This window comes from Mucilaginibacter aquatilis (assembly GCF_009755275.1).
GTDB lineage: Bacteria > Bacteroidota > Bacteroidia > Sphingobacteriales > Sphingobacteriaceae > Mucilaginibacter > Mucilaginibacter aquatilis.
Genome location: NZ_WQLA01000003.1, coordinates 167,412 through 191,675, shown reverse-complemented (window position 1 = coordinate 191,675; position 24,264 = coordinate 167,412). Strand labels below are relative to the sequence as shown.

Genomic DNA, 24,264 nt, shown 5'->3' with positions numbered 1-24,264 from the left:
ACTCTAAATCGATTTCCGAAAAAATTATAGCACATAGTGTATTTTTTACATCATTTAATTTTTTTTAAACATTGGGATGTTTTACATTTATCCCGACTTAATTATAAAAGCCTTATGAAATTAATTGCCGACGGCGGCTCAACAAAAACAAACTGGTGCCTTGTTAATGACGAGGGGAAAAAATCATACTTTAATACCGAAGGTTATAATCCTTACTTTGTAAGTAGCGACTATATAGTTAAGTCGTTAACTGATAATTTGCCTACCGATTTAGATAAAGACAAACTTACGGAAGTTAATTACTACGGTGCGGGCTGTTCTACTGACGAAAAACGCAACATTGTGAAAGATGGCATGAGCCGCGTATTTACCCAAGCTAAAATAAACATAGGTCATGATTTACTGGCTGCAGCGCGTGCATTGTTAGGTCGTAAAGAAGGATTTGCTGCAATTTTAGGTACCGGAACAAATTCATGTATTTATGATGGGTATGATGTTGCACATAACATTGATTCGGGAGCATATATATTAGGAGATGAAGGTAGCGGCTGCTACATTGGCAAAAAATTGCTGGTTGATTATTTACGCGGCTATATGCCCGAAAGTGTACGTAAAGTTTTTTGGGAAACCTACCATTTAACACCCGATGACGTGAACGACAGAGTTTACTCGCAGCCATTGGCTAACCGTTTTTGTGCCGGCTTTAGTAAATTTGTTTACGATAACAGCAATGTTCATTTAGAGTACATGCGCAATTTGGTAAAATCATCATTTGAGGATTTTTTCCGCAATCTGGTTACCCACTATCCAAACTATAAAAATTACACTTTCAACTGTATTGGTTCGGTAGGTTACAATTTCCGCAATGTGTTAGAAGAAGTAGTCTTAGAAAACGGCATGCAGATGGGCAACATCATTCGCTCACCTATAGATAACTTGGTGAAATTCCACCTTGAGAATGAATAATGAAACTCACCATAAAAAAAGCGCTTTTTAAGCGCTTTTTTTATGGATTATCGATATCAACTCCGAGTTCGTTCTGGAAAATTTTGCTGTATTTCCTTCGATCGAATTTATACAACTTGGCTGCCCTGAATGATACGTTTTTTTGCTTTTCATCAAGCTCTTTCAAAAATCCGTAGCTCAACATTTTTTTGCGGAAGTTCCGCTTGTCAAGTTTTTTGTTCAAAATAGCTTCATATAACTGCTGAAGCTGGGTGAGCGTAAACTTTTCGGGCAGCAATTCGTAAGCAATAGGCTGGTAACTTAGGCGCCTTCTTAACTTAGTAAAACCGGTTTTAAAAATTTCGGTGTGGTCATAGGCTAGCTTAGGCAAATCATTCACGCTGTGCCAAAGTGCCTTTTTTGCAAAATTACCTGGCTTAAGTTCACGCTGTCCGTCAATGCGTATTAAAGCGTAATAGGCAACCGTAATGATGCGCCCACGTGGGTGCCTGTTTACATCGCCAAAAGTATGGAACTGCTCCATATGTAAATCCCGCAAACCGGTAAGCTCATATAATATTCTTTCGGCTGATTCCTCTATCCCTTCATGATTTTTTACAAGGTCGCCGGGCAGGGCCAGCCAGTCTTTGAATGGATTATCTTTCCGTTCAATAAGCAAAATCTTTAATTCACCAGCCTCAAACCCGAATATTACACAATCAATCGAGAATGCCGATTCAAACTTAACCAATTTTTCTTCCAAGACTACTTAAAGGTTTTTAGTGAAAGGCCGCTTACGCCTAAATGCTTTTCTTAGTATAGTTATATGCAAGTATACATTTTTATACATATTGTTATACAATTTTTACGAAAAATAGAGTTAATATAAGTAGCTGTTATTTGATAATAAATAATGGTGTAAAAATTACACAATTGAGATGAATTTATAGATTGATAAGCCGTCAAAGTTGTTATATTTGCGCGCCTACCAAAGCTATACAATACATGGTTGCAGTTATATATAGCGGTTCTAATTATGCTGACTGGCGGCTAGCCGACAAGGGCCGCACTGTGGCTTCATTTAAGACAAGCAGCATAAATCCTTTTTTTAACGACAGAAAGCATATTACGCAACTACTTAATAAAAACATAAACCTCATACACCACGCCGAGGAAATTAAACGTATTTATTTTTTTGGTGCCGGTGTTTTGAACAATCCGCTTAGAGATGCGGTGAGCGAAAGCTTTGCCTCGTTTTTTAAATATGCGCGTGTATCGGTTGATCATGATATGCTTGGTGCTGCAATAGCCTGTTGTAAAAATAAATCAGGCATTGTTTGCATATGCGGCAGCGGTTCAAACGCAGCATATTTTGATGGCAAAAAAATTAAAGACAATAACTACGGCCTGGGCTATGTGCTTGCCGACGAAGGATCGGGCAATTGGTTAGGCAGGCAACTAATAAAGGCTTACCTTAACGAAACCCTACCCGAAAACTTAAGAAAGCGCTTTGTTAAACATTATGATGCCGACAGGCGTACTTTATTAGAGAAAGTCTACCATCAACGTCAGCCGGCATTGTATTTAAGTTCACTTACAGAATTCTACGCTGACAATCAAAACGACCCATATATACAAAACGTGTTGGTTGAAGGATTCAAACTGCTTATCAATACCTATGTTGCTCCCTTAAAGCGTCAACACCCTGACGAGGAAATTTACTTTGCAGGGTCAGTTGCTGCCAGCTTTAAAACATATGTACAGCAAGCAGCTGATGAAACGGGTATTACCATATCACTTATTTTAAAAGAACCTATAAACAATTTATTAACCTACTATTCAAGTAAAAATTAAAGAAAACAAGATGAAAATAGGAATTAACGGATTTGGCCGTATTGGCCGTTTAGCTTTCAGAGCTGCTATTCAAAGACCAGATATAGAAGTTGTTGGTATTAATGACCTTGTTGAGCCTGATTACATGGCCTACATGTTAAAATACGATTCAACTCATGGTAAGTTTGAAGGCACTATTGAAGTTAAAGACGGTAACCTTGTTGTAAACGGTCAAACCATCCGTGTTACTGCAGAAAAAGATCCTGCAAACTTAAAATGGAATGAAGTTGGTGCTGAAGTTGTAATTGAGTCAACAGGCTTATTCTTAACTCAGGAAACCGCTCAAAAACACATTGATGCTGGTGCTAAAAAAGTAGTTATGTCTGCCCCGGCAAAAGATGATACCCCTACTTTTGTTATGGGTGTTAACCATAAAGAGCTGAAAGCTGATCAGCACATTGTATCAAACGCTTCATGTACTACCAACTGTTTAGCGCCAATTGCTAAAATCCTTAACGATAAATTTGGTATTGAAGAAGGTTTGATGAGTACTATCCACGCAGTAACTGCTACTCAAAAAACAGTTGATGGCCCATCGGCTAAAGATTGGAGAGGTGGCCGTGGTGCTTACCAAAACATCATCCCTTCATCAACCGGTGCTGCTAAAGCTGTAGGTTTGGTATTACCTGAATTGAAAGGTAAATTAACCGGTATGTCATTCCGCGTACCGGTTGCCGACGTATCAGTTGTTGACTTAACTGTTCGCTTAAAAAACAAAGCTACCTACGAAGAAGTTAAAGCTGCTATGAAAGAAGCTTCTGAAGGCGAACTTAAAGGCATTTTGGGTTACACCGAAGATGAAGTTGTTTCTGAAGATTTCAAAGGCGACGCTCGTACTTCAATTTTTGACGCCAAAGCAGGTATTGCTTTGAATGACAACTTTGTTAAAGTAGTATCATGGTACGATAACGAGTGGGGTTATTCAAACAAAATTATCGACCTGGTTCAGGAAATCGGTAAACTATAATCTTAATAAATAGATTGAAAAAGGCTGCAATAGTTATTGCAGCCTTTTTTTATGAGATATTATAGAGGGCCAAATACCTACCTACGATACTACCAGCCACAAAAAAAAGGAATCCATAAATGAATTCCTCCCCTATTTTGTAAAAGAAAGTTTAGTTACCTAATTCAGACATAAACTTAATACGCATCAACTGAATTTCTTCGCGCGTATAATCGTTTATACCGAGGTCAAGTAATGCATGATCAATTGAATCTATCTCTGCACTGCGGAAATAATCATAAACTTCTTCCTGCTTGTCTTCATCAATCACTTCATCAATGTAGTAATTAAGGTTAAGCTTTGTACCCGAGTTTACTATTGATTCAATTTCACGCAAAATCTCTTCATACGTAAGTCCTTTTGATGCAGCAATATCTTCCAAATCAAGATGACGGTCAATGTTCTGAATAATATAGACTTTAAGTGCTGATTTATTAGCTGCACTTTTTATAACCATATCAACCGGACGGTCAATATCATTATCTTCAACATACTTCTTGATAACCTCAATAAAAGGCCCACCAAATTTAGCTGCTTTGCCTGCGCCAACACCTGAAATTTGCTTAAGCTCGTCGGTTGAAACAGGATAATGTGTGCACATTTCCTCTAACGATGGATCCTGGAAAATGACGAACGGAGGCAGATTTTTTTGCTTGGCTATCTTTTTACGAAGATCCTTAAGCATTTGCAATAATTGCGAATCAAGCGCTCCTCCACCCTGTTTAGGCCCATCTTCCGAGTCATCCTCGTCAGCAGCTTCCATCGGCTTGTTAAGCACAAAGCGAATGCTGTAAGGGTTCTCCAAAAAGTCATGACCTTTTTCGGTAAGACGCAGCAAACCGTAATTATCAATATCTTTTGACAAAAAGTTATCAAGCATGGCCTGGCGGATAAGTGACCGCCATAAATTTTCACCATCTTCCTTGCCCGAACCAAATATATCAAGCAAGTGGTGCTCATAATGATGTACATGCGGGCCATCAGTACCCATCAACACACTGGTGATGTGATGGTCATCAAACTTCTCGCCTAACTGCTTTATCATGCTTAGCGCACGGTGCAGTTGTGCCTCACCATCAAAAAACTGACGGTCAGAACTGCAATTATCACACATACAATTGCATTTACCGGCATCAAAATCTTCACCAAAATAATGCAATATCTGCTTACGGCGGCAAACCGCCGATTCGGCATAATCAATAACTTCTTTAAGTATTTGGGTGCCAATTTCGCGTTCTGAAACCGGCTTATCTTTCATAAACTTCTGCAGCTTATCTACATCTTTTTCCGAGTAAAAAGCTACGCATATACCTTCGCCTCCATCACGCCCGGCACGGCCGGTTTCCTGGTAATAACCTTCCATGCTTTTAGGCACATCGTGGTGTATTACATAACGCACATCAGGTTTGTCAATGCCCATACCAAATGCAATTGTAGCTACAATAACATCGGCATCTTCCATCAAAAACCTATCCTGCGTTTCGGCACGCACCTTGGCATCCAAGCCGGCATGATATGGTAATGCTTTAATACCGTTAAGCTTTAAGGCTTCAGCAACCTCCTCAACTTTTTTACGGCTAAGGCAGTATACAATACCCGATTTACCCTGATGCTGCTTAATGAATTTAATAATCTCTTTTAGAACGTTGCGCTTTGCCCGCACCTCGTAATAAAGGTTTGAACGGTTAAACGATGATTTATACACCGTTGCATTGTTCATTTGCAGGTTCTTTTGAATATCATGCTGAACCTTTGGCGTGGCAGTAGCTGTAAGGGCGATGATAGGAATGTTTTCGCCAAGGTTGGCAATTACCTGCCTTATCTTACGGTATTCGGGCCTAAAATCATGGCCCCATTCTGAAATACAGTGCGCTTCGTCAACTGCTACAAATGAGAGTTTGTTGAGGCGTAAAAAATCAATATTATCTTGTTTGGTTAATGATTCGGGCGCTACGTATAAAAGTTTGGTTTTGCCGGCTAATACATCCTCTTTAACTTTTGCTGTTTCGGTTTTTGTTAAAGATGAATTAAGGAAATGGGCAACACTGTCTGAGTTACAAAAAGCTCTTAACTGGTCAACCTGATTTTTCATCAGGGCTATAAGTGGAGAAATTACAATTGCTGTTCCTTCCGTCATTAAGGCCGGAAGTTGATAACACATAGATTTACCGCCGCCGGTTGGCATAATAACGAAGGTGTCATTACCGGCCATGATGTTGGTTATGATCGCTTCTTGCTCACCTTTAAAATTATCGAATCCGAAAAAATTTTGCAGGTTATCAAAAAGAGACTTCTTTGTTTCGATCATTTTATATTAGAGAAAAGATGAAGTTTTTTCTTAATTATATAACTTAAGTAATACAAAATAACAAAAAATTGCACAAGGGCTACGGAACTTTAATAAAATATTAAACTTCTATGATTTTTTTGTGTTTGTACCTTCAATAATCAATAACTAAATATAACGGTTTTTTATTATTAAAACCGAATATTTTTTACAAATTTGACCGCAGTGTCACCACTTAATCACATTCTGCATCACCATGAATAAAAACTATTATGCCATCATTATGGCAGGTGGTATAGGTAGCCGTTTTTGGCCTATTAGCCGTACCTCACACCCTAAACAGTTTATAGACATTTTAGGAACCGGAAAAACCTTAATACAAAACACTTACGAGCGTTTTTTAAAGATTTGCCCAAAGGAAAATATTTACGTTGTAACCAACGAAATTTATACAGACCTGGTTAAAACCCAATTACCAGATATGACCGACGCACAGATTTTGACTGAGCCGGTTATGCGCAATACTGCACCTTGTGTAGCATATGGTTGCTACAAAATTGAAAGCCTTAACCCTGATGCCGTGATTGTGGTAGCGCCGTCAGATCACCTGATACTTAATGAAGCAGGTTTTATTGAAAGCATTGAGGCATCATTAAAAACTGCAGAAGAGCATAAATGCCTGGTAACACTTGGTATTATGCCTTCGCGCCCTGATACTGGTTATGGCTATATCCAATACAATGAGGAAGTAATTGATGACAAGTTTCATAAGGTTAAAACCTTTACCGAAAAACCTACGCTTGAAATTGCTAAAACCTTCATTCAAAGCGGCGACTTTTTGTGGAATGCAGGCATATTCATATGGTCGGCCAAGGCAATTGTAAGCGCATTTGACAAGTACCTGCCTGATATGCACGAAATTTTTGCGGAAGCACGCAGTGTATACAACAGTGATAACGAGAAACTTCACGTACATAATGCTTACCAGCGTTGCACCAATATTTCTATCGATTACGGAATTATGGAGAAGGCTGATAACGTTTATGTGTTGCCTTCAGAGTTTGGCTGGAGCGATTTAGGTACCTGGGCATCAGTTTACCAGCTTGTTGAGAAAGACTATGTTGGCAACGCGGTAATACCAGCCGAGAAAGTAATCATGTATGATTCATCAAACTGCATGGTTAACGTACCTGATGATAAGCTTGTAATTTTAAAAGGCCTGCATGACTACATTGTTGTTGAATCAAACAACACGTTACTTATTTGCCCTAAAGAAGATGAGCAAAACGTAAAACAGGTTGTGGCTGATGTTAAACAAAAGTTTGGTACGAAGTATATATAACTATTGCTTTTAAAGCTAACTAAAAAGCCCTGTCAATTTACATTGGCAGGGCTTTTTGTTGTTTAATGAGCTTAACAAAAAAGCACCTGCCGTAACGACAAGTGCTTTAACGATTAAATTTTTATAGTGTATTATACTACTCTTACATTTACCGCATTAGGACCTTTACGGCCTTGCTCAACCTCGAAAGTAACCTGGTCGTTTTCACGAACCTGATCGATAAGGCCGGTTGAATGTACGAAAACGTCGTCTCCGCCATTCTGTGAAATGAATCCAAAACCTTTTTCGGTGTTGAAAAATTTTACTGTTCCTTCTTTTTGCATTATATTTTTAATAAGCGTGCAAGATAGTTATAATAATCGGCGTATTGTTAACTTAATTTAAATAAAGGTGTTTATTAACATAATTGTGATAATATAAATCATCCGTTTAAATAGATGTTCTTTGCCTCGTTTGTCTACAACTCCTCATCAATTATGTAAAACGTATTGTCAGCGTTTCGCTCTAATTGGGTGCCTGCAGGCAAGTGCAAATAGGGTGCAATTGCCCGGTCATAGTTTACAATAGTGTTTACATCGTAAACCATTACGTTGTCAACGTTATTGGCGTATTCATCGGTTTCTGTTCCTGCAAAGAAACGCCAGCCGCTGTCAAGCTCATTATCCGGCTCCTCGCGGTACATGTACCCTACAGGTTCGCCGTCTACAGTAATTTTATCTGTTGCCAGGCATCCACCCATAGGATCAATCAATTGTTTAATGTCGTTTGCCTTGAGTTTGAAATTCTTGCTCATGAATTACTAACTGCATAAACGCAACAAAGGTTCTTTTAAATCAATAAAAGAACCTTTGTTACTAATTAAATTAAACGCTAACCTTACTTGTTGGGTTGTGGCGTTAAGCGCAAATACGGCTTAACGCGGGTATGTCCTTTCGGGAAACGCGCTTCAATTTCTTCATCCTTAACGGCTGGTGTTATCACTACGTCTTCACCCTCTTTCCAATCGGCCGGTGTGGCCACACTGTAATTGGCTGTAAGTTGAAGTGAATCAATAACCCTTAAAATTTCCTGGAAATTGCGTCCGGTAGATGCAGGGTAGGTAATTATCAATTTAATTGATTTATCGGGTGCTATGATAAATAACGAGCGTACTGTAGCTGTTAATGATGCATTAGGGTGAATCATATCATAAGCCTCAGCAATTTCGCGGTTCTCATCAGCTATTATCGGGAAGTTAACCTCAACATTTTGCGTTTCGTTAATGTCACTTATCCAACCGTAATGTGACTCTACCGAGTCCACACTCAGTGCTGCCACTTTAACATTGCGTTTTTCAAACTCATCTTTAAGTGCTGCTGTTCTTCCTAACTCAGTAGTACAAACCGGTGTATAATCTGCAGGGTGTGAAAATAGCACACCCCAGCTATCGCCCAAAAACTCGTAAAAGTCAATTTCGCCTACCGAAGTCTGCGCTTTAAAGTTTGGTGCTTTATCGCCTAATCTTAAGCTCATGTTTTTAATTTTTAATTGTGTTATGTATAATATAGTTTATGCCGCAATAGTTTGATAGATGTTGATCAAAGCATCAATCACCTTGTCAATTTCGGCACGGGTATTTAATTTACTGAATGAAAATCTGATGTTGTCTTTAGTAACATCAGTCAATATGGCCTGCAGCACATGCGACGCTGCACCGGAAGAACATGCACTGCCCCCTGATACTGATATGCCATGTTCATCAAAACATTCCAGCAGGCCACGTGAGTAGCCAACAGACGGTAAACCCACATTTAACACTGTGTAAAGACTGCCATTGTTGTTAGCGGAGTTGCCGTTAAAAATAACTCCCGGCACCTCACTTATCAAGCGTTCGATCATATAAGATTTAAGACTTTGAATATACTGCTGATGCTTGTTTAGATGCCTATAGGCAATTTGCAAAGCCTTGGTTAACCCTACTATACCATGTATGTTTTCGGTACCTGCACGTAGCCTGCCCTCCTGCCCGCCGCCATGTATAAGTTGCGAAAGTTTCACCCCTTTACGGCAAAACAAAAATCCAACGCCTTTAGGTCCGTGAAACTTATGAGCCGACGCTGCTAAGAAATGAATTTTTAACTTTTGCAGATCATGCCGGTAATGGCCTATGGTTTGAACAGTATCCGTATGAAATAGCGCGTTGTAACGCTCGCACAGTTCACCTATTATCTCAATATCATTTAAGTTACCTATTTCGTTATTGGCATGCATAACTGATACTAAGCTTCGTGGGCTCTCTTGCAACAACTCAATAAGGTGCGCAATGTCCAACAAACCCTTGTCATCATGTTTTATAAAGCTTACTGTGATGACCCCTTTAGCTTGTAAGGATTCAAGCGTATGCAACACTGCATGATGTTCAAATCGTGTGGTAATTACATGTTTGATGCCTTCACCGTAAACAGCAGAAAAAATTGCAGTGTTGTCGGCTTCGGTACCGCCTGAAATAAAAATAATTTCCTCGGGTGATGCATTCAACAATTCAGCGATACTTGCCCTGCAATCCTCAATTGCCTTACGCGCCTCCCTGCCCTGCTGATGAAGCGATGATGGATTGCCAAAGTAATTAAGCAAATAAGGAGTCATGGCGTTAAATACTTCCGTATCTATAGGAGTTGTGGCTGCATTGTCAAGGTAAATTCGCATGGCGTTGTTTTTTGTTTTTAGTTAAAATAAATTTCACTTATACCAAAAAGCACTGCCGGGAGCAATACATTAACAAGAGTAAATCTTGTCACCTTATCTTCCTCTTGCAAAGCAAGAGCAGGAATTAGCACCTTTTACAATGATTAGCTGTATAGGTTGCTAAGACTTCACAGGGCCTTTCCCTCAGTCTTTCTGGATAAGTTTACAAAGAACGGTCATTAAACATCACAAATATAGGAATAAATTATTAAATCTATTAATTAAGTAGATTATTTTATTTAGGGATTATTTGTAGCTGTTAATAAAACATTTTCGGGCTTATTTATTTAACATTGACAGGCAACATAAATTAGTGCCTACGTAATACCGAATGAGTAACCAGGAAGATAAAAAGCCGATAGCACAAGGAAGAGCAAGCATAGCCCGGGCACATTACCAAACTGTAGCAACCAGCGGAAACCACGCAATAGTTGCCGATGAGCCAGCCGACCTTGGCGGCACCGACACCGGCATGACACCGTTTGGTTTATTATTATCGAGCTTAGGGACTTGTACGGCAATTACCTTACGCATGTACATTGACCGTAAAATGTGGATAGTTGACGAGATAAATATTGATTTGGAAATATTTGCCGTTCCAGACGGTCACTGTATTGAAATTGCCATTAGCTTTAAAGGCGATTTGACTGCCGAACAAACAGAAAGGCTTTTGGACATTGCCGACAAATGCCCCGTACATAAGTTACTTGCCGGCAACGTAAAAATGGAAAGCCGGTTAGCCTGATTTTCAAACGTTGCTAACTCCGCGGATGATATTGAATGATGGTACTTTTTAGGTAATCTCTATCCAGGTGAGTGTAAATTTCTGTAGTTGTTATACTTTCGTGACCAAGCATTTCCTGTACGGCGCGTAAATCAGCACCTCCTTCAATTAAGTGCGTTGCAAATGAATGCCTGAATGTATGCGGGCTTATTTTCTTTTTTAGGCCGATAGATTGAGCAAGCTTCTTAATAAGCATAAATACAAATACACGTGTAAGCCTGCTTCCTCTCCTGCTTAAAAAAACGATGTCTTCTTCTCCTTTTTTGATAGCATAGTTTAATTTTCTGTCGGTAAGCCAAAAGTTAAGCGCTTTAATAGCGGCATTACTAATGGGCACAAGGCGTTCCTTATTTCCTTTACCTGTAACTTTTATAAATTCAATATCAAGGTACAGGTTCGAAATTTTGAGTTCAGTCATTTCCGACACGCGTAAACCACAGCTGTAAAGCATCTCCAACATGGCCTTGTTACGCGCACCATCGGGCTTTGATAAATCAATGGCACCAATCAGGTTATTAATATCATCATAACTCAATGTATCAGGCAGCTTACGCTGTATTTTAGGCGATTCAAGCAACTCTGATGGATCTGCCGATATTAAGTCTTCAATAAGCATGTACTTATAGAATGCTTTAATGCCGGACATGATACGCGCCTGGCTCGATGGAATCATACCAAGTTCATTAACCCATTGCAAAAAGCTGCGTAGGTTAGCAAGTATTACCATGTTTGGTTTTATAGTCACCGGCTGAGCCTCGGCAAATTGCCGCAGCTTTTCAATATCTCTGCCGTAAGCTTCAATTGAGTTTGCCGAAAGCGATTTTTCGAGTTTAAGATAGTTTTTAAAACCTTTTATAGCCCACCGCCAATCCACCTGTTTTGTTTTAAATGATTTATAGTTATGTTTGAAAGGTAATGAAAATACAGATCATCAACGGCCCAAATTTAAATCTGCTTGGCGTTAGAGAAAAATCTATTTACGGCGACAGTAGTTTTGAAAACTATTTTACAACGCTGCGTGAGCGTTATGCCAATCATGATTTACATTATTTTCAAAGTAATAAAGAGGGCGAATTAATTGACAAACTCCATGAAATTGGGTTTGAGTTTGATGGTATCATCCTGAATGCCGGGGCTTACACGCATACTTCAATTGCAATTGCCGATGCCATTGCTGCCATTACCACGCCTGTTGTTGAAGTTCACCTGTCAAACGTTTACAAACGCGAAACATTCAGGCATAAATCAATGCTTGCTGCAAATTGCAAAGGTGTTATAGCCGGCTTCGGTATGGACTCATACCGCCTGGCGTTAGAGAATCTTACTAACGCTTAAGTTGATTTATTAGCCTAATTATTTAATCACAGCTCTCAATTCATTAAAAGTAAGCGTTCTGTCTTTCTCATAAAAATTTAATAAATCAGCAAACGATTTTTGTTATTAGCTGTAACTATCACGATAATAGTTTCTTAGCAGCTACTCATGCGTAAAAGCGTACAATTCGGTCTAACATTTTTACTTGTATCGTTAATTGCGTTTTCTTTTGATGCCCTTGCACAATCCCGAAAACGACACAAGCGTACCGTTACTGATTCATTGCGTGCAGCAATGCTCAGGCGCGATTCCATGATGCGTTACTACAAAACGTCTGATACATCTACTAATAATCTCCTACAGCGTATAGAATTTTACACGCTATCATTTAACCAGATAAATAACCGGCTGGGAAAGGGGCTTGACACTGCCGATATAAGCGCCGCTTTACCACGGTTGGAAAAAACAATTGCTACCATGCGTGGCCTTATTGTAAAGGACCGCTCGGGCACGCTGCGTTATTTGTACGCCATACGCGATGTGTTAAGCAAACAACAACACCGGCTTGACGTGTGGCAAGACCAGCTGATGGAAATGAGCGATAAGCTGGCTGATATTGACGAAGACATCAACAAAATTTCCAAAGATTCCGTATTTCGTATTTTTCCGGCCGATAGTACTTTACGGCTTACATTTTTACAGCAACGCTCCACTATTGAAGCACGGGCTCAAAAACTTGATAAGGTAAACCGCAAAGCTATGCTCCGCATTGGGTTACTGCAAAATAAGCTTACCTCTATCTATATTTCCATTATTGACCAAAAAGAACTGATTGATAATAAAATCAGGAATTTTAGTATGAAGGCATTCAACTGCGAGTATGGTTACATATGGGATATGCAATCGCCAAAAGATGCTACATTCAATTCGGCTCTTGAGCGTACGGTAACCATGAACCTCAAACTGTTCAAGCTGCTTAATGATCAGTTGGTAATACATGTTTTAGCCATACTTATTTTAGCGGGCTTTATATTATGGATTGTTATAAACCGGCGCAAAATTGTAAAAAAGCGCAGGAATGCACGTGAGGTGTTTGAGCAAACTACTTATGTGGTTGGCATGCCTTACACATCGGCCCTGCTGGTAACATCGCTTGTTATACCTTACTTGTATTCACAGCCTCCAGTAGTTTTTTTACAGGTGATTTTCATGATTACCACGCTTTGCCTGCTGCGCCTGGTTTACCGTACCTGCCCTTCACCTCAATTTAAATTTTTATTTAAGCTTTTCTTATTAGGCCTTGTATTTGGCGTGAGTAATTTGTTTGTAGAGGTTTCGAACGTTGACCGGGTTGCGCTTTTATTTGCTACTGCGGTTACAGTTTACTTGAGTGCCAATTACGTACGTAAAATAGGAGCCGTTTATCAACCACACATACCATTTGCTAAAACTGTACTTTGGTTATTGATTATTGCCGAAACAGGTTCGTTTATATTAAACGTAGCGGGAAGATTTAGTCTTGCCAAAATTATAGGCGTAACTGCACTGTACAACTTTTGGCTTGCCATTGGCCTATACTACTTTGTGCAAATATTGGTTCAAGGCTTGTTTCTGCAATTGGAGACCTACAAAGATGATGAAGATAGTATAAGTTCATACCTTGATTTTAAATTACTTCAAAGCCGTTTTCGTAGCATACTATATATTGTAGCTGTAGTAATGTGGAGCGTAACGCTGTTACAGAATTTAAGTGTTGAAGACGGTGTATTTGAGCTTTTAGGAAACTTCCTTACCCAATCACGCAATTTGGGTGGCACATTATTCACCTTTGGCAGCATTGTAATTTTTGTTGGAGTTATATGGCTGTCGGCAATTGTTGCCCGCATTATAGTTTACTTTTATGACTTTGCCGAACAAAAACGCGGCAACGCGAGCCTCGAACGCAAAACCCGGACCTCATTATTACTGGTTAGGATAGCCGTATTCAGCGTAGGATTTTTGCTGGCTGTAGGCGCTTCAGGCTTTCCGTTAGATAAAGTAACCATTATTATAAGTGCGTTGGGTGTGGGTGTAGGTTTTGGTTTACAAAACATTGTAAACAATTTAGTGTCGGGGTTAATACTGGCTTTCGAAAAACCTGTACAGGTTGGTGACGTAATTGAGGTAGCGAACCGTACCGGAACCATTAAAGACATTGGAATGCGGTCGAGTAAGATTGCTACAGGTAACGGTGCTGAGATCATCATCCCCAACGGCGATCTTATATCTCAGCACGTAATTAATTGGACGCTGAGTGATAGCAATCGCCAGGTTGAACTGCTTATAAGCGTTGCTTTTGGAAGTGACATTGATAAGGTTAAAAATATACTGCGCAACATTACCGCAAACCGTGATGATATTATGTTGAACCCCGCACCCGTGGTGTTTTTGGATAAGCTTGGTGCCGGCTCAATTGACTTTAAGGTATTGTTTTGGGCCGCTGATATAAATTTGTGGGAGCAACTGAAAAGCCAGGTGCTTACATCTATTTATAAAGAATTTGACAAAGAAGGGGTTGAAATGCCTAAGCCCGCGCAGGAAGTTGTGCTTAGGGTACCGCAAAATGATTCGGCACCCATGCCCCCAACGCCGCCTGCTAATGAAAATCCTTCGGGTTTAAATCAGTAAACATTTTTTTCTTCTTCACAAAAAAATCGCTCACAATGCTGCGTTTATAAATGCCGGCAAGGTTCGGACTTGTTGTAACTGTGTTGAGATTGTTTGATGCTGGTTTCCTGCTTTTGCTTTTTCTTAAAAAGCTCAGTACAAAGCTTTGATGAGCCTTACTTACAGCCCACGCATCTTTGCGCTTACCTTCGCCCATAAAGCGTATAAGTGCAACCAGGTCAAGCCACATACGCACACTTATTACCCACGACGCCTTGAAAAACGGCATGTTTTTCTGAATTAGCCAAAGGTTGTTTCTGAAGTTGAGATACGTTTTAAAAGGGTTTTCAACATTTAGGGTACCGCCACCAACATGGTAAACTACAGATTGGGCACAATACATAATTTTGTAACCCATGTTTTTTAATCGCCAGCACAAATCAATTTCTTCCATGTGGGCAAAAAAGCGCTCATCAAAACCGCCTGCTCGCTGCCAGCATTTGCTGCGTATAAATAACGCCGCACCCGAAGCCCAAAATATTTCACCCGACTGATCGTACTGTCCGTTATCCTGCTCTATTTCATAAAACAAACGGCCGCGGCAAAACGGATAACCTAACTTGTCAATAAAACCACCAGCCGCACCTGCGTGCTCAAAGTGATTTTTATTATGGTAAGCAAGTATTTTTGGTGCTGCGGCAGCTATGCTGTCGTCAGCCTCCATCATTTCAATGATAGGTTCTATCCAACCAGGTATAACTTCAATATCTGAATTGAGCAATACAAAATAATCGGCAGTGACGCGGCTAATGATGCGGTTATAGCCTCCTGTATAACCATAATTTTCATCATTTTGCAAAACGGTAACTTCGTTAGTATAACGTGATTTTAAAAACTCAACTGATCCATCTGTCGAGCCATTATCACCCACCACCACTTCCATGTTTGGATAGGTTGATTGCAAAACAGACGGTAAAAATTGCTGTAAAAATTTGAGGCCGTTCCAGTTTAAAATAACAACAGCAACTTTAGGTTTATTCATGTTTGTTTAAATCTTCCGGCTTAAATTTCCACCTGCGGTGAGACCAAAGCCAAAATTCAGGTTCTTCTCGTATTACGTTTTCCAGATACTGCACATGAGCATTGGTTATCTCGTATTCGGCAGTATCTTTTGGATTATCAAACAAAGGTACAAATGTACACATGTAATACCCACGCCCTACACGCCTTACGTCACAAAATACAACCAAACTATCTGTAGCCTTAGCTAACTTTTCCACGCCTAAGAATACGGCTGTAGGTTGGTTAAGGAAATTGGTAAAATAAGTCACCTCATCGCGCGACGGCGTTTGATCGCCTGCTAATACGGTTAAGGTATGCTGCTTGCGGTGAGCCACAACCGTGCGAAAAGTTTTTTTCATTGGAACCATTAACGTTCCAAAACGTGAACGCAGATCAAAGAAAAACTTATCGAATATGCTATTTGATAATGGCTTGTAGGCAATGATACATTTTCTTTCTTTAACCAGCCCCATGCGCAGGCAGCCGCTTTCCCAGTTACCATAATGGCCTACCGCTGCTATTATACTTTTTCCGCTTTTAAAGGCTTCATTATCTTTTAATAAATGGTCGCGAAAATCAACCCTTTTGATTGTTTCTTCGGCAGATATGGAGTATAACTTAATGGTCTCCATCATAAGGTCGGCTAAAAAACGGTAATATTTCTTTTCTATAGCCTGACGCTCATTTAATGATTTTTCGGGAAAGGCATTCGCAAGATTATGTTGAACTACTTTGCGGCGGTAACCGGTTAAATGGTATAGCAAAATAAAAAGTATATCGGCTATAAAAAACAGTGCAGGATAAGGTAATAACGAAATCAGGTATAGCAAACCTACACCCAATCTGGAAAAACCTTTCTTTATCATTATTTTCGCAAAATATTAAGCTACAAACATAAGAGATAATGATGGAAAACGGAGCCGTGCTGCCCATGTTTTATTTACCACCTGTAGAGTACTTTACCGTACTTAACAATAACAAAAGTAATGTGCTTATTGAAAAGCACGAACACTTTCCCAAACAAACATACCGTAACAGAGCTCATGTATACACTCCCGACGGGTTACTGAGCCTGGTAGTGCCTGTAATTAAAGGTTCAAAAGTACATACTGCTGTTAAAGATGTAAAAATAAGCTATGACTTTAACTGGCAAAGATTGCACTGGATGAGTTTGCAGGCCTGCTACCGCCGGTCGGCTTATTTTGAATTTTATGAAGATGATTTTGCAAGATTTTATGAAGACAAGTTTGAGTACCTGTTTGACTACAATGAGCAATTGCTGAGTATGATTTTGAAATTCTTAAAATTACCGGCAAAGCTTACCTATACCGAAGAATACCACCGCGCCTATGATAACCTGGCCGATTACAGGAACAGCATACATCCAAAAAAAGACGCAGCATTTGAACAAAAGCCATACTTTCAGGTTTTTGAAGAACGTAAAGGGTTCTTGAAGAATCTCAGCATTGTCGATCTCCTGTTTAACCAGGGGCCTCAGGCAATGAATTATCTTTAATTTAAATGACCAGTAAACAGTATAAGCGTATATCATCGCGCATGCACAAGCGTGCGGGTAACGTGGGCGACAGGCCGGGTATGATCAGAGTGCCCGACGGCGCTTTAAAGCCACGCATAAAGATGTACTCCTATAACACAGAAGAACTGGTTACTTCTGAAGGCGATAACATACATACGGTGCTTGATCAGTTAAACGAATGCGATAAGCATACGCACTGGATTAAGATAAACGGCATGGGCGATGCCAAGCTTATTGAGGAGATTGGCGACAGACTGGACGTTAACGACCTGGTGCTTGAAGACATCATGAATAATCATCAACGCCCTAAATTTGATGAGTATGATGAATATGTATTTGCCACCGGCCGATTAATCACCTGCAATGAAAATTGCGAGTTAAGCAATACGCAACTTTCTGTAATTGTTAAAGACAACCTTATAATAAGTTTTGAAGAAACCTACGAAGACAACTTTGACGGTTTAGAGAGCAGGTTAAACGCCCCAAAAAGCCCCATACACAAGCTGGGGCCGGGCTTTATTTGTTATGCTTTATTTGATACCGTTATAGACTGGTACTTTGTTGTATTGAATCAGATTGGCGAAGAGCTTGAGGCAATTGAAGATCGTATTTACGAAAAGGCCGATAAAAGCATTATGTATGATACGCAGCACCTTAAGCGTACACTTATTGTTTTGCGAAGAGCAAGCTGGCCCGAGCGTGATAAGATTAATGATATGATTAGAACCGAAAGCCCGCTTATTACTAAAGAAACCAAAACTTATTTGCGTGATGCATACGATCATTGCATACAAATAATAGATTTGATTGAAAGCTATAAAGAGATAAGCGCCAGCAATATAGATTTATATCTATCAATGGTAAGCAACCGCATGAATGAAATTATGAAGGTGCTTACTATTATTTCGGTTATTTTTATACCCCTAACATTTGTAGCGGGTGTATATGGAATGAACTTCGCACCTGCCAATCCCGATACCAATAAACGTCTTCCGCTAAATATGCCTGAGTTGTATGAGCCTCACGGCTATTTATACTGCGTGGGCATTATGGTATTCATAGGCCTTATTCAAGTATTGTTTTTTTGGAAAAAAGGCTGGTTTAACCGGCTTTGATTATCCGGTTTAACCAACCTTTGATTTGACTGTTTGCAGCAACGACGTAAGGCCGTTTATTTTAATTTCGTAAACGGTTGACAGCATCATGCCCAACTTGCCGGCAGGCATGCCTTTGCTGTGCATCCACTCCAGGTAACTTACCGGTAAATCGCACAGCAAAGTGCCTTTATACTTGCCAAAAGGCATCGGCATTTTAACAATATCTATTAAAACTTTGTAGTCGGGTTGTATAGGTTCCACCCGGCAAAGTTAAGCTATTTAACAAATGCTTTTATAATAGCAAAGCCTGCTAATGCGCCCGCAAGGCCGGCAACTGCCTTAAACTTGGTAGTTGACCTAAATGGAGGCACATAATATGTACCCGTTTCATCGGCTTCAGCAGGAGTTTCGGCATAACGCCCACCAGCCGGAACAGCTAACTCAACAAAGTTTTCGGCCAGGTTACGCAACCCTTCCTGCAGCTCGCGGCCACGTAAAACAGGGCCATGCCCGGTACCCGCAATACGCGGTTCCATTGATGATAAAATTTTAACCGATGCTTCTGCAGCAACCCAGTCAGTTGTCATGTACCTTGGCGGGCCCGATATTCTTTTAATATTACTGATGCTGTATATAGCCGATTCCTGCTTGGTGGCTACAAAGGCATCGCCAACTATTAATGTTGTATTTAGCGGCAAAAACAATGATATGTGCCCCGGCGTATGGCCAAGCGTATGAATTATACGCCATTCGGGTAGTTCGGCTATGCCGTTTTCCATATCAATAATCCTTACATTCTTGCTTACATCAAGCGGCTTTTTCCTGAACAGTAATGACATGATTGACATAATGCCCTCACCTACTGTAGGATCTGAAGGCGGATAAGATGATTTTCCTGTAATATACGGAACCTCATATTCATGCGCATACACCGGAACATCCCACTGCTTAAGCAATTCCTCTAACGCGCCGGTATGGTCTGAATGTGCGTGAGTAAGTATAATGGCCGAAGGCTTGGCACCCGTACCAAAAATGCTCTCGGCTACTGATATTATGTGTGATGCAGAACCCTGTATACCCGCATCTACCAACACCCATCCTTTAGGAAATCCGCGACGATTAGCTATAAAATAAACATTAACAAACAATATACGTGTACCCCAAACTCCCTGGGCTACCTGAAAATAATCTGCGCTCTTTTTAAAAATCATAATAGTGCTTGAGCAATTATAACGCCTATTTGTAACTATTAGTTTTTTAAACTAACTAAAAGTAGTAAGCAAAGCCTCCAAACAATTCAATCAACAAAGCTATTATGTATGAAAACTAGTGATACTTTAACAAATATTATATGGAACATCAATTTGATGCTGTTTTAACCGGATCAGACAGTAAGATAGAAGGCGTTGTTGATTCAATAGCAGGTGATGCCGGCGTTCAGGCTTATGAATTTAAATCATTGGATGATAGCCTTCACCTCATAATTGCACGTAACGAGAATGGAAACTGGGAACGCATTGGTGGCACTGACCCCTATTTTAGTGGCTGGGTAGATGAACTAGCAGAGCAAATAGGCTTTGCCAGCTCAGCGCAGTCGCCTATACAAGAATAATAACATTAAGGCTACCAATTGTTTATTGATTTGGTAGCCTTAAATATTTAAGCCGGTTACTTTACAACCGTTGCTTCCAACTCAACCTTTAAGGTTTCAAACAAACTTTTCACCTCTAACAACGTCAAAGCTTGCTGTGTACCATGCTTCACAATCCATTGCTGAAAGATTGGAAAGTGCGGCCAAAGTTCATTTGTAGCTGTGGTATATATGTTAAGGCGCACAATGTTGCTACACTCAAACCCTGCTTCTGTTATTACATGCTCCAGGCTTTTTAAAGCGAGTGTAAGCTGCGTTTCCATATCGGCATCGCTCGAAATACCATCAGCACTTATTGCGGTTTGACCCGATACATATAAAGTGCTTTGCACATTACTTACCTCAACGGCCTGCACATAATTACGCTCGTTTTGCCAGGTCCACGGATTTATCACTCTCTTTTCCATTTGTATTAAGTTTTATACAAAGGTGAGCTGCAAGCAAAACTTAAAACGGTGACTTATATCACAATTTTAATAAATGAATCACAATCTAATTAGTATAATCTACTCAAAGTTTCGCGCGATACGCCAAGGTAAGAAGCAAGCAACCGCTTTGGCACACGTTGAACTAAGGATGGATACCGTTTAATAAATTCTTCGTAGCGCTGGGCGGCATTTCCCTTTAATAGAGATAGAATGCGCTGCTGAGCTGATATATGACCGCCGTTTGCCTTGGTTAAAAAGAAGTATGCCATGGCTGGCAACTTACTGCATAAATTATTATAGCCATCGAGCGACAGGCAAAGCACCTCGGTATCCTCCAAACATTGCAAGGCCATTGTTGCCTTGCTTTGCCGGTAAAACGCCTGAAAGTCACTTTCCCACCAGTCTTCCATGGCAAATGCGAGTATATGCTCATCACCTGCCTCATCATTTAAAGTTAATTTGAGCAGTCCTTTTATTACGAAGTAGGTGAAGTGCACAGGCTCATCTTCCTGAAAGAGATATTGGCGCCTGCTAAATTTTTTATTGACAAACTGTGCTGCAACAAAGTCAAACTCATCATCAGTGAGTGCAACTACCTTTTCAATATGCTGCCTGAGTATAGCGTACATAATGGCGTATAACAACAAAAGGCTTACATCAACCGATGTAAGCCTTTTGTTTTATTTATGTAATACTGATTACTCAGCAACAACTTCTTCACCTTCAGTTGCAGTTTCAGCTTTAGGAGCCTCTTCTTCAACTTGGGCTTTAGGAGCTTTTTTTGCTTTACCGTTAGCAGGAGCTACTTCAGCTTCGGCAGCTACGTTAACAACAGGAGCAACAGCAACGGCAACGTCAGCAGTTTCGTAAGGTAAAACTGATACGTATGAGCGGTTATCAGCTTTCTTTTTGAAAACAACCTGACCGTCAATCAAAGCAAATAAAGTATGGTCACGACCGATACCTACATTCAAACCTGGGTTATGACGGGTACCACGCTGACGAACGATGATGTTACCTGCGATAGCTGGCTGACCACCAAAAATTTTGATACCTAGACGTTTACTATGCGATTCGCGGCCGTTTTTGGAACTACCCGCACCTTTTTTATGAGCCATTTTATAATATTTTTTCAGTACGGAGTAAACCGCACCAAGTTAAACCTTCAATTATAATGTGATACCAGTGATGGCAATTTTAGTGAATTGCTGACGGTGACCGTTTTTCTTTTTGTAACCTTTTCTGCGTTTCTTTTTGAAAACTAAAACTTTTTCACCTTTTACATGAGACAGGATCGTAGCTGAAACTTTAGCACCGCTTAAAGCGCTGCCTAACGAAAATTTACCTTCGTTTTCTGCTAACAATACTTTGTCAAATTCAATACTAGCGCCTTCATCTCCCTGTAAGCGGTGTACAAAGATCTGCTGGTCTTTTGCAACTTTAAATTGCTGTCCGGCTATATCTACTATTGCGTACATTGTTGTTAATAATTAATTGTTTAAAAATTTGAGGTGCAAATATAAGCATTCTTACATAAATTAGCAATGCACCGTTTAAATATATTTTAGTGCAATAAACAGCAATTTAAAGTGCTTATTTATTTGACTAAATTCTCTTCCCTTTCGTCAAGTACTTTCTGGATTTCTTTAATCAGGCGCATGTTGGCATCTTTCAATGATGGGTCGCCGTCATAGTTCTGATCAAAATATACTTTCTTGCTTTTCTCTTTGTAAACAAATTCAATCAAATACTTTGGTGCCGGCTTTTTGCTGTCACCTTTCTCCTGTTCAGGAAAATTCCAAAAGCCCAAATCGGCAGCTTTACGGTGCAGGTAAAGCAAGTTGTCTTTGCTTAGTTTCATGTTTAGTTGTTTAACATGCCCGCCTGTAGTTTCATACTGGTAATTACCTGTTTTAGAGTTGTATTTGTTAACAAGGCTATCATTTAAGCCGTACTCTAACCTAAAGTACTGAAAATCGGTAAATCTATACGGTGCATTTTTAACCATCATACCGTAGTAGTAACCACAGTATAAAAGAATTGGAACAACTATAGTGATGCCAAAAAATATCTTTCGTGTTTTGTCTGTCATGGAATGTATTACGTGAGTTTTCGGGGTGCAAAGGTATAAAGCGGATGCGACATCTGAATCCGAAATTAATTCTTAAGCTCTCCCTCCCATTTGCTTACTACAGCTGTAGCCATAGCGTTTCCTAAAACGTTAGTAGCCGAACGGCCCATATCCAGCAGCGGATCAATACCTATAAGCAAAGCCAATCCGGCTTCGGGTATGTTAAACATTGCTATAGTACCTGCAATTACTACCAGTGAAGCACGCGGAACACCGGCAATACCCTTACTGGTTAACATTAATACCAATAGCATGGATAACTGCTGGCCAAAGGCCAAATGTATACCGTATGATTGTGCTAAAAACAATGATGCAAAGGTCATGTACATCATTGAGCCATCAAGGTTGAAGGAATAGCCCAGCGGAAGCACAAAGCTTACAATTTTATTGTTGCAACCAAAGCGTTCCAATTCCATTAAAATGCGCGGGTAAGCTGCTTCACTTGTTGATGTGCTGAACGCAACCAGCATAGCATCTTTGATACGGTTAAGTAAAGTGAGCGCGCGTTTACCTAACACCACAATACCTGCCAGCAAAATTACCAGCCACAGCACTATAAGCGAAAAATAAAACTCACCTATAAAGATGGCATAGGTTGATAATATGCCTAAACCCTGCCGTGCTATTACAGCTGTTATTGCACCAAAAACTGCCAATGGAGCTACGTACATTACATAGCCGGTAATTTTTAAAATTACATGAGCAATGGCGTCCATTGCTTTAATAACTACCTCGCCTTTTTCACCTATTGCGCCGGTAGCCACGCCAAAAAACAAGGCAAAAACAACAATCTGTAATATTTCGTTATTAGCCATAGCTTCAACAAAGCTTTTTGGTACAACGTGGCTTATAAAATCACGCAGTGATAAAGCTGTTTTTTGAATTCCTGTGCTTAAATGACTGTCCGGTAATGACAGGTGCATGGTTTCGCCGGGGCGGAAAAAGTTAACCAGCAACATACCTAAAAGCAACGATACCAGCGTGGCACTTAAAAACCATAACATGGTCTTACCGCCTATACGGCCTACGGCGCCAATGTCGCCTACTTTTGCTACGCCTACTACTAAGGTTGTAAACACCAGCGGCGCTACAATCATTTTTATTAACCTTAAAAAGATGTCGCTTAATATGCTGAAGCCAACTAATTTATCTTCGCGGGTTGTGTCGGCATCCTTACGCTCCTTAACCATGGCTGCACGTTCGGCTTTCAGCGTACCAAATTCAGCAACGGTAGTATCTTTAAGCTGCACAACTCTTGTGTCAATAGCCTTGATGCGGGTTTCGGAGGCAATTATCTTGTCATTATACTCATTAATAACATTAACATTGTATAAATAACCGGTAACAACGCCCAAAACAAGCGCTAAAAAAATAAAAAGGGTAAGTTTGCTCTGCTTCATGAAACAATTTGAAGGGA

General features: G+C 40.0%; 27 protein-coding genes and 1 riboswitch. Of the genes, 10 read left to right on the top strand and 17 right to left on the bottom strand.

Annotated features, from left to right (window positions below):
• Positions 1-114: 114 nt before the first annotated feature.
• The gene (locus GO816_RS08645) at positions 115-966 is read left to right on the top strand and encodes an N-acetylglucosamine kinase (protein ID WP_157541280.1); all 852 of its coding nucleotides are present in this window, start codon (positions 115-117) and stop codon (positions 964-966) included.
• Between the two features lie 40 nt (positions 967-1,006).
• On the opposite strand, the gene GO816_RS08640 is transcribed toward GO816_RS08645, so the two are convergent.
• Positions 1,007-1,708 (bottom strand): NUDIX hydrolase, encoded by a 702-nt coding sequence (locus tag GO816_RS08640; protein WP_157541278.1) that lies wholly within the window; start codon positions 1,706-1,708, stop codon positions 1,007-1,009.
• A gap of 242 nt (positions 1,709-1,950) precedes the next feature.
• On the opposite strand from GO816_RS08640, the gene GO816_RS08635 reads away from it, so the two are divergent.
• Both GO816_RS08635 and gap read left to right on the top strand, forming a co-directional pair.
• Entirely contained in the window at positions 1,951-2,799 is an 849-nt protein-coding gene (locus GO816_RS08635; protein WP_157541275.1) for a hypothetical protein, read from the top strand.
• 10 nt (positions 2,800-2,809) lie between these two features.
• On the top strand, positions 2,810-3,805 hold the full coding sequence (gene gap / locus GO816_RS08630) for a type I glyceraldehyde-3-phosphate dehydrogenase (protein ID WP_157541273.1): 996 nt from the start codon (positions 2,810-2,812) through the stop codon (positions 3,803-3,805).
• Between the two features lie 151 nt (positions 3,806-3,956).
• On the opposite strand, the gene recQ is transcribed toward gap, so the two are convergent.
• Positions 3,957-6,149 (bottom strand): DNA helicase RecQ, encoded by a 2,193-nt coding sequence (gene recQ, locus GO816_RS08625; protein WP_317163622.1) that lies wholly within the window; start codon positions 6,147-6,149, stop codon positions 3,957-3,959.
• Positions 6,150-6,387: 238 nt separating this feature from the next.
• On the opposite strand from recQ, the gene GO816_RS08620 reads away from it, so the two are divergent.
• Complete coding sequence (locus GO816_RS08620; protein ID WP_157541267.1) at positions 6,388-7,473, top strand: mannose-1-phosphate guanylyltransferase; 1,086 nt, start codon at positions 6,388-6,390, stop codon at positions 7,471-7,473.
• A 131-nt stretch (positions 7,474-7,604) separates the two neighbouring features.
• On the opposite strand, the gene GO816_RS08615 is transcribed toward GO816_RS08620, so the two are convergent.
• From GO816_RS08615 to GO816_RS08600, 4 genes are all read right to left on the bottom strand, one after another.
• Complete coding sequence (locus tag GO816_RS08615) at positions 7,605-7,796, bottom strand: cold-shock protein (protein WP_157541264.1); 192 nt, start codon at positions 7,794-7,796, stop codon at positions 7,605-7,607.
• A gap of 134 nt (positions 7,797-7,930) precedes the next feature.
• Entirely contained in the window at positions 7,931-8,266 is a 336-nt protein-coding gene (locus GO816_RS08610; RefSeq protein ID WP_157541261.1) for a DUF2185 domain-containing protein, read from the bottom strand.
• A gap of 83 nt (positions 8,267-8,349) precedes the next feature.
• Positions 8,350-8,985, bottom strand: a complete 636-nt coding sequence (locus tag GO816_RS08605) for a peroxiredoxin (protein WP_157541258.1) — start codon at positions 8,983-8,985, stop codon at positions 8,350-8,352.
• Positions 8,986-9,021: 36 nt separating this feature from the next.
• Positions 9,022-10,158 carry a cysteine desulfurase family protein gene (locus tag GO816_RS08600; protein WP_157541255.1) on the bottom strand — a complete coding sequence of 379 codons (1,137 nt, stop codon included), beginning with the start codon at positions 10,156-10,158 and terminating at the stop codon, positions 9,022-9,024.
• A gap of 90 nt (positions 10,159-10,248) precedes the next feature.
• Positions 10,249-10,361: riboswitch (SAM riboswitch) on the bottom strand.
• A 167-nt stretch (positions 10,362-10,528) separates the two neighbouring features.
• Between GO816_RS08600 and GO816_RS08595 the strand changes: the two genes are divergently transcribed.
• On the top strand, positions 10,529-10,942 hold the full coding sequence (locus GO816_RS08595; RefSeq protein WP_157541252.1) for an OsmC family protein: 414 nt from the start codon (positions 10,529-10,531) through the stop codon (positions 10,940-10,942).
• A 13-nt stretch (positions 10,943-10,955) separates the two neighbouring features.
• On the opposite strand, the gene xerD is transcribed toward GO816_RS08595, so the two are convergent.
• Positions 10,956-11,855, bottom strand: a complete 900-nt coding sequence (xerD, locus tag GO816_RS08590; protein ID WP_317163614.1) for a site-specific tyrosine recombinase XerD — start codon at positions 11,853-11,855, stop codon at positions 10,956-10,958.
• A 41-nt stretch (positions 11,856-11,896) separates the two neighbouring features.
• On the opposite strand from xerD, the gene aroQ reads away from it, so the two are divergent.
• Entirely contained in the window at positions 11,897-12,316 is a 420-nt protein-coding gene (gene aroQ / locus GO816_RS08585) for a type II 3-dehydroquinate dehydratase (protein ID WP_157541249.1), read from the top strand.
• Positions 12,317-12,463: 147 nt separating this feature from the next.
• Positions 12,464-14,962 carry a mechanosensitive ion channel family protein gene (locus GO816_RS08580; RefSeq protein WP_157541246.1) on the top strand — a complete coding sequence of 833 codons (2,499 nt, stop codon included), beginning with the start codon at positions 12,464-12,466 and terminating at the stop codon, positions 14,960-14,962.
• On the opposite strand, the gene GO816_RS08575 is transcribed toward GO816_RS08580, so the two are convergent.
• Positions 14,931-15,983 carry a glycosyltransferase family 2 protein gene (locus GO816_RS08575; protein ID WP_157541244.1) on the bottom strand — a complete coding sequence of 351 codons (1,053 nt, stop codon included), beginning with the start codon at positions 15,981-15,983 and terminating at the stop codon, positions 14,931-14,933. The two genes, GO816_RS08580 and GO816_RS08575, sit on opposite strands and share 32 nt — an antisense overlap.
• Positions 15,976-16,869, bottom strand: a complete 894-nt coding sequence (locus tag GO816_RS08570; protein ID WP_157541241.1) for a lysophospholipid acyltransferase family protein — start codon at positions 16,867-16,869, stop codon at positions 15,976-15,978. The genes GO816_RS08575 and GO816_RS08570 overlap by 8 nt, the downstream gene beginning before the upstream one ends.
• Positions 16,870-16,907: 38 nt before the next feature.
• On the opposite strand from GO816_RS08570, the gene GO816_RS08565 reads away from it, so the two are divergent.
• Entirely contained in the window at positions 16,908-17,519 is a 612-nt protein-coding gene (locus tag GO816_RS08565) for a WbqC family protein (protein ID WP_317163613.1), read from the top strand.
• 5 nt (positions 17,520-17,524) lie between these two features.
• Entirely contained in the window at positions 17,525-18,655 is a 1,131-nt protein-coding gene (corA, locus tag GO816_RS08560; RefSeq protein WP_157541239.1) for a magnesium/cobalt transporter CorA, read from the top strand.
• 9 nt (positions 18,656-18,664) lie between these two features.
• On the opposite strand, the gene GO816_RS08555 is transcribed toward corA, so the two are convergent.
• Positions 18,665-18,898: a DUF3820 family protein gene (locus tag GO816_RS08555; protein ID WP_317163612.1), complete on the bottom strand. Its 234-nt coding sequence runs from the start codon at positions 18,896-18,898 to the stop codon at positions 18,665-18,667.
• Positions 18,899-18,912: 14 nt separating this feature from the next.
• On the bottom strand, positions 18,913-19,848 hold the full coding sequence (locus tag GO816_RS08550; protein WP_157541236.1) for an MBL fold metallo-hydrolase: 936 nt from the start codon (positions 19,846-19,848) through the stop codon (positions 18,913-18,915).
• Between the two features lie 140 nt (positions 19,849-19,988).
• Here GO816_RS08550 and GO816_RS08545 point away from each other — a divergent pair, with 140 nt between their 5' ends.
• The gene (locus tag GO816_RS08545) at positions 19,989-20,249 is read left to right on the top strand and encodes a hypothetical protein (protein ID WP_157541234.1); all 261 of its coding nucleotides are present in this window, start codon (positions 19,989-19,991) and stop codon (positions 20,247-20,249) included.
• A gap of 56 nt (positions 20,250-20,305) precedes the next feature.
• On the opposite strand, the gene GO816_RS08540 is transcribed toward GO816_RS08545, so the two are convergent.
• The 6 genes from GO816_RS08540 to GO816_RS08515 form a co-directional block, all read right to left on the bottom strand.
• Complete coding sequence (locus GO816_RS08540) at positions 20,306-20,695, bottom strand: RidA family protein (RefSeq protein WP_157541231.1); 390 nt, start codon at positions 20,693-20,695, stop codon at positions 20,306-20,308.
• Positions 20,696-20,784: 89 nt separating this feature from the next.
• Positions 20,785-21,345 carry a Crp/Fnr family transcriptional regulator gene (locus GO816_RS08535; RefSeq protein ID WP_157541228.1) on the bottom strand — a complete coding sequence of 187 codons (561 nt, stop codon included), beginning with the start codon at positions 21,343-21,345 and terminating at the stop codon, positions 20,785-20,787.
• A gap of 69 nt (positions 21,346-21,414) precedes the next feature.
• Positions 21,415-21,834, bottom strand: coding sequence for a 50S ribosomal protein L27 (gene rpmA, locus GO816_RS08530; protein WP_157541225.1), 420 nt, complete (start codon positions 21,832-21,834; stop codon positions 21,415-21,417).
• A gap of 51 nt (positions 21,835-21,885) precedes the next feature.
• Positions 21,886-22,194, bottom strand: coding sequence for a 50S ribosomal protein L21 (rplU, locus tag GO816_RS08525; protein ID WP_157541222.1), 309 nt, complete (start codon positions 22,192-22,194; stop codon positions 21,886-21,888).
• A 119-nt stretch (positions 22,195-22,313) separates the two neighbouring features.
• Positions 22,314-22,808: a hypothetical protein gene (locus GO816_RS08520; RefSeq protein ID WP_157541219.1), complete on the bottom strand. Its 495-nt coding sequence runs from the start codon at positions 22,806-22,808 to the stop codon at positions 22,314-22,316.
• A 65-nt stretch (positions 22,809-22,873) separates the two neighbouring features.
• Positions 22,874-24,247 carry a dicarboxylate/amino acid:cation symporter gene (locus GO816_RS08515; protein ID WP_157541217.1) on the bottom strand — a complete coding sequence of 458 codons (1,374 nt, stop codon included), beginning with the start codon at positions 24,245-24,247 and terminating at the stop codon, positions 22,874-22,876.
• Positions 24,248-24,264: the final 17 nt, after the last annotated feature.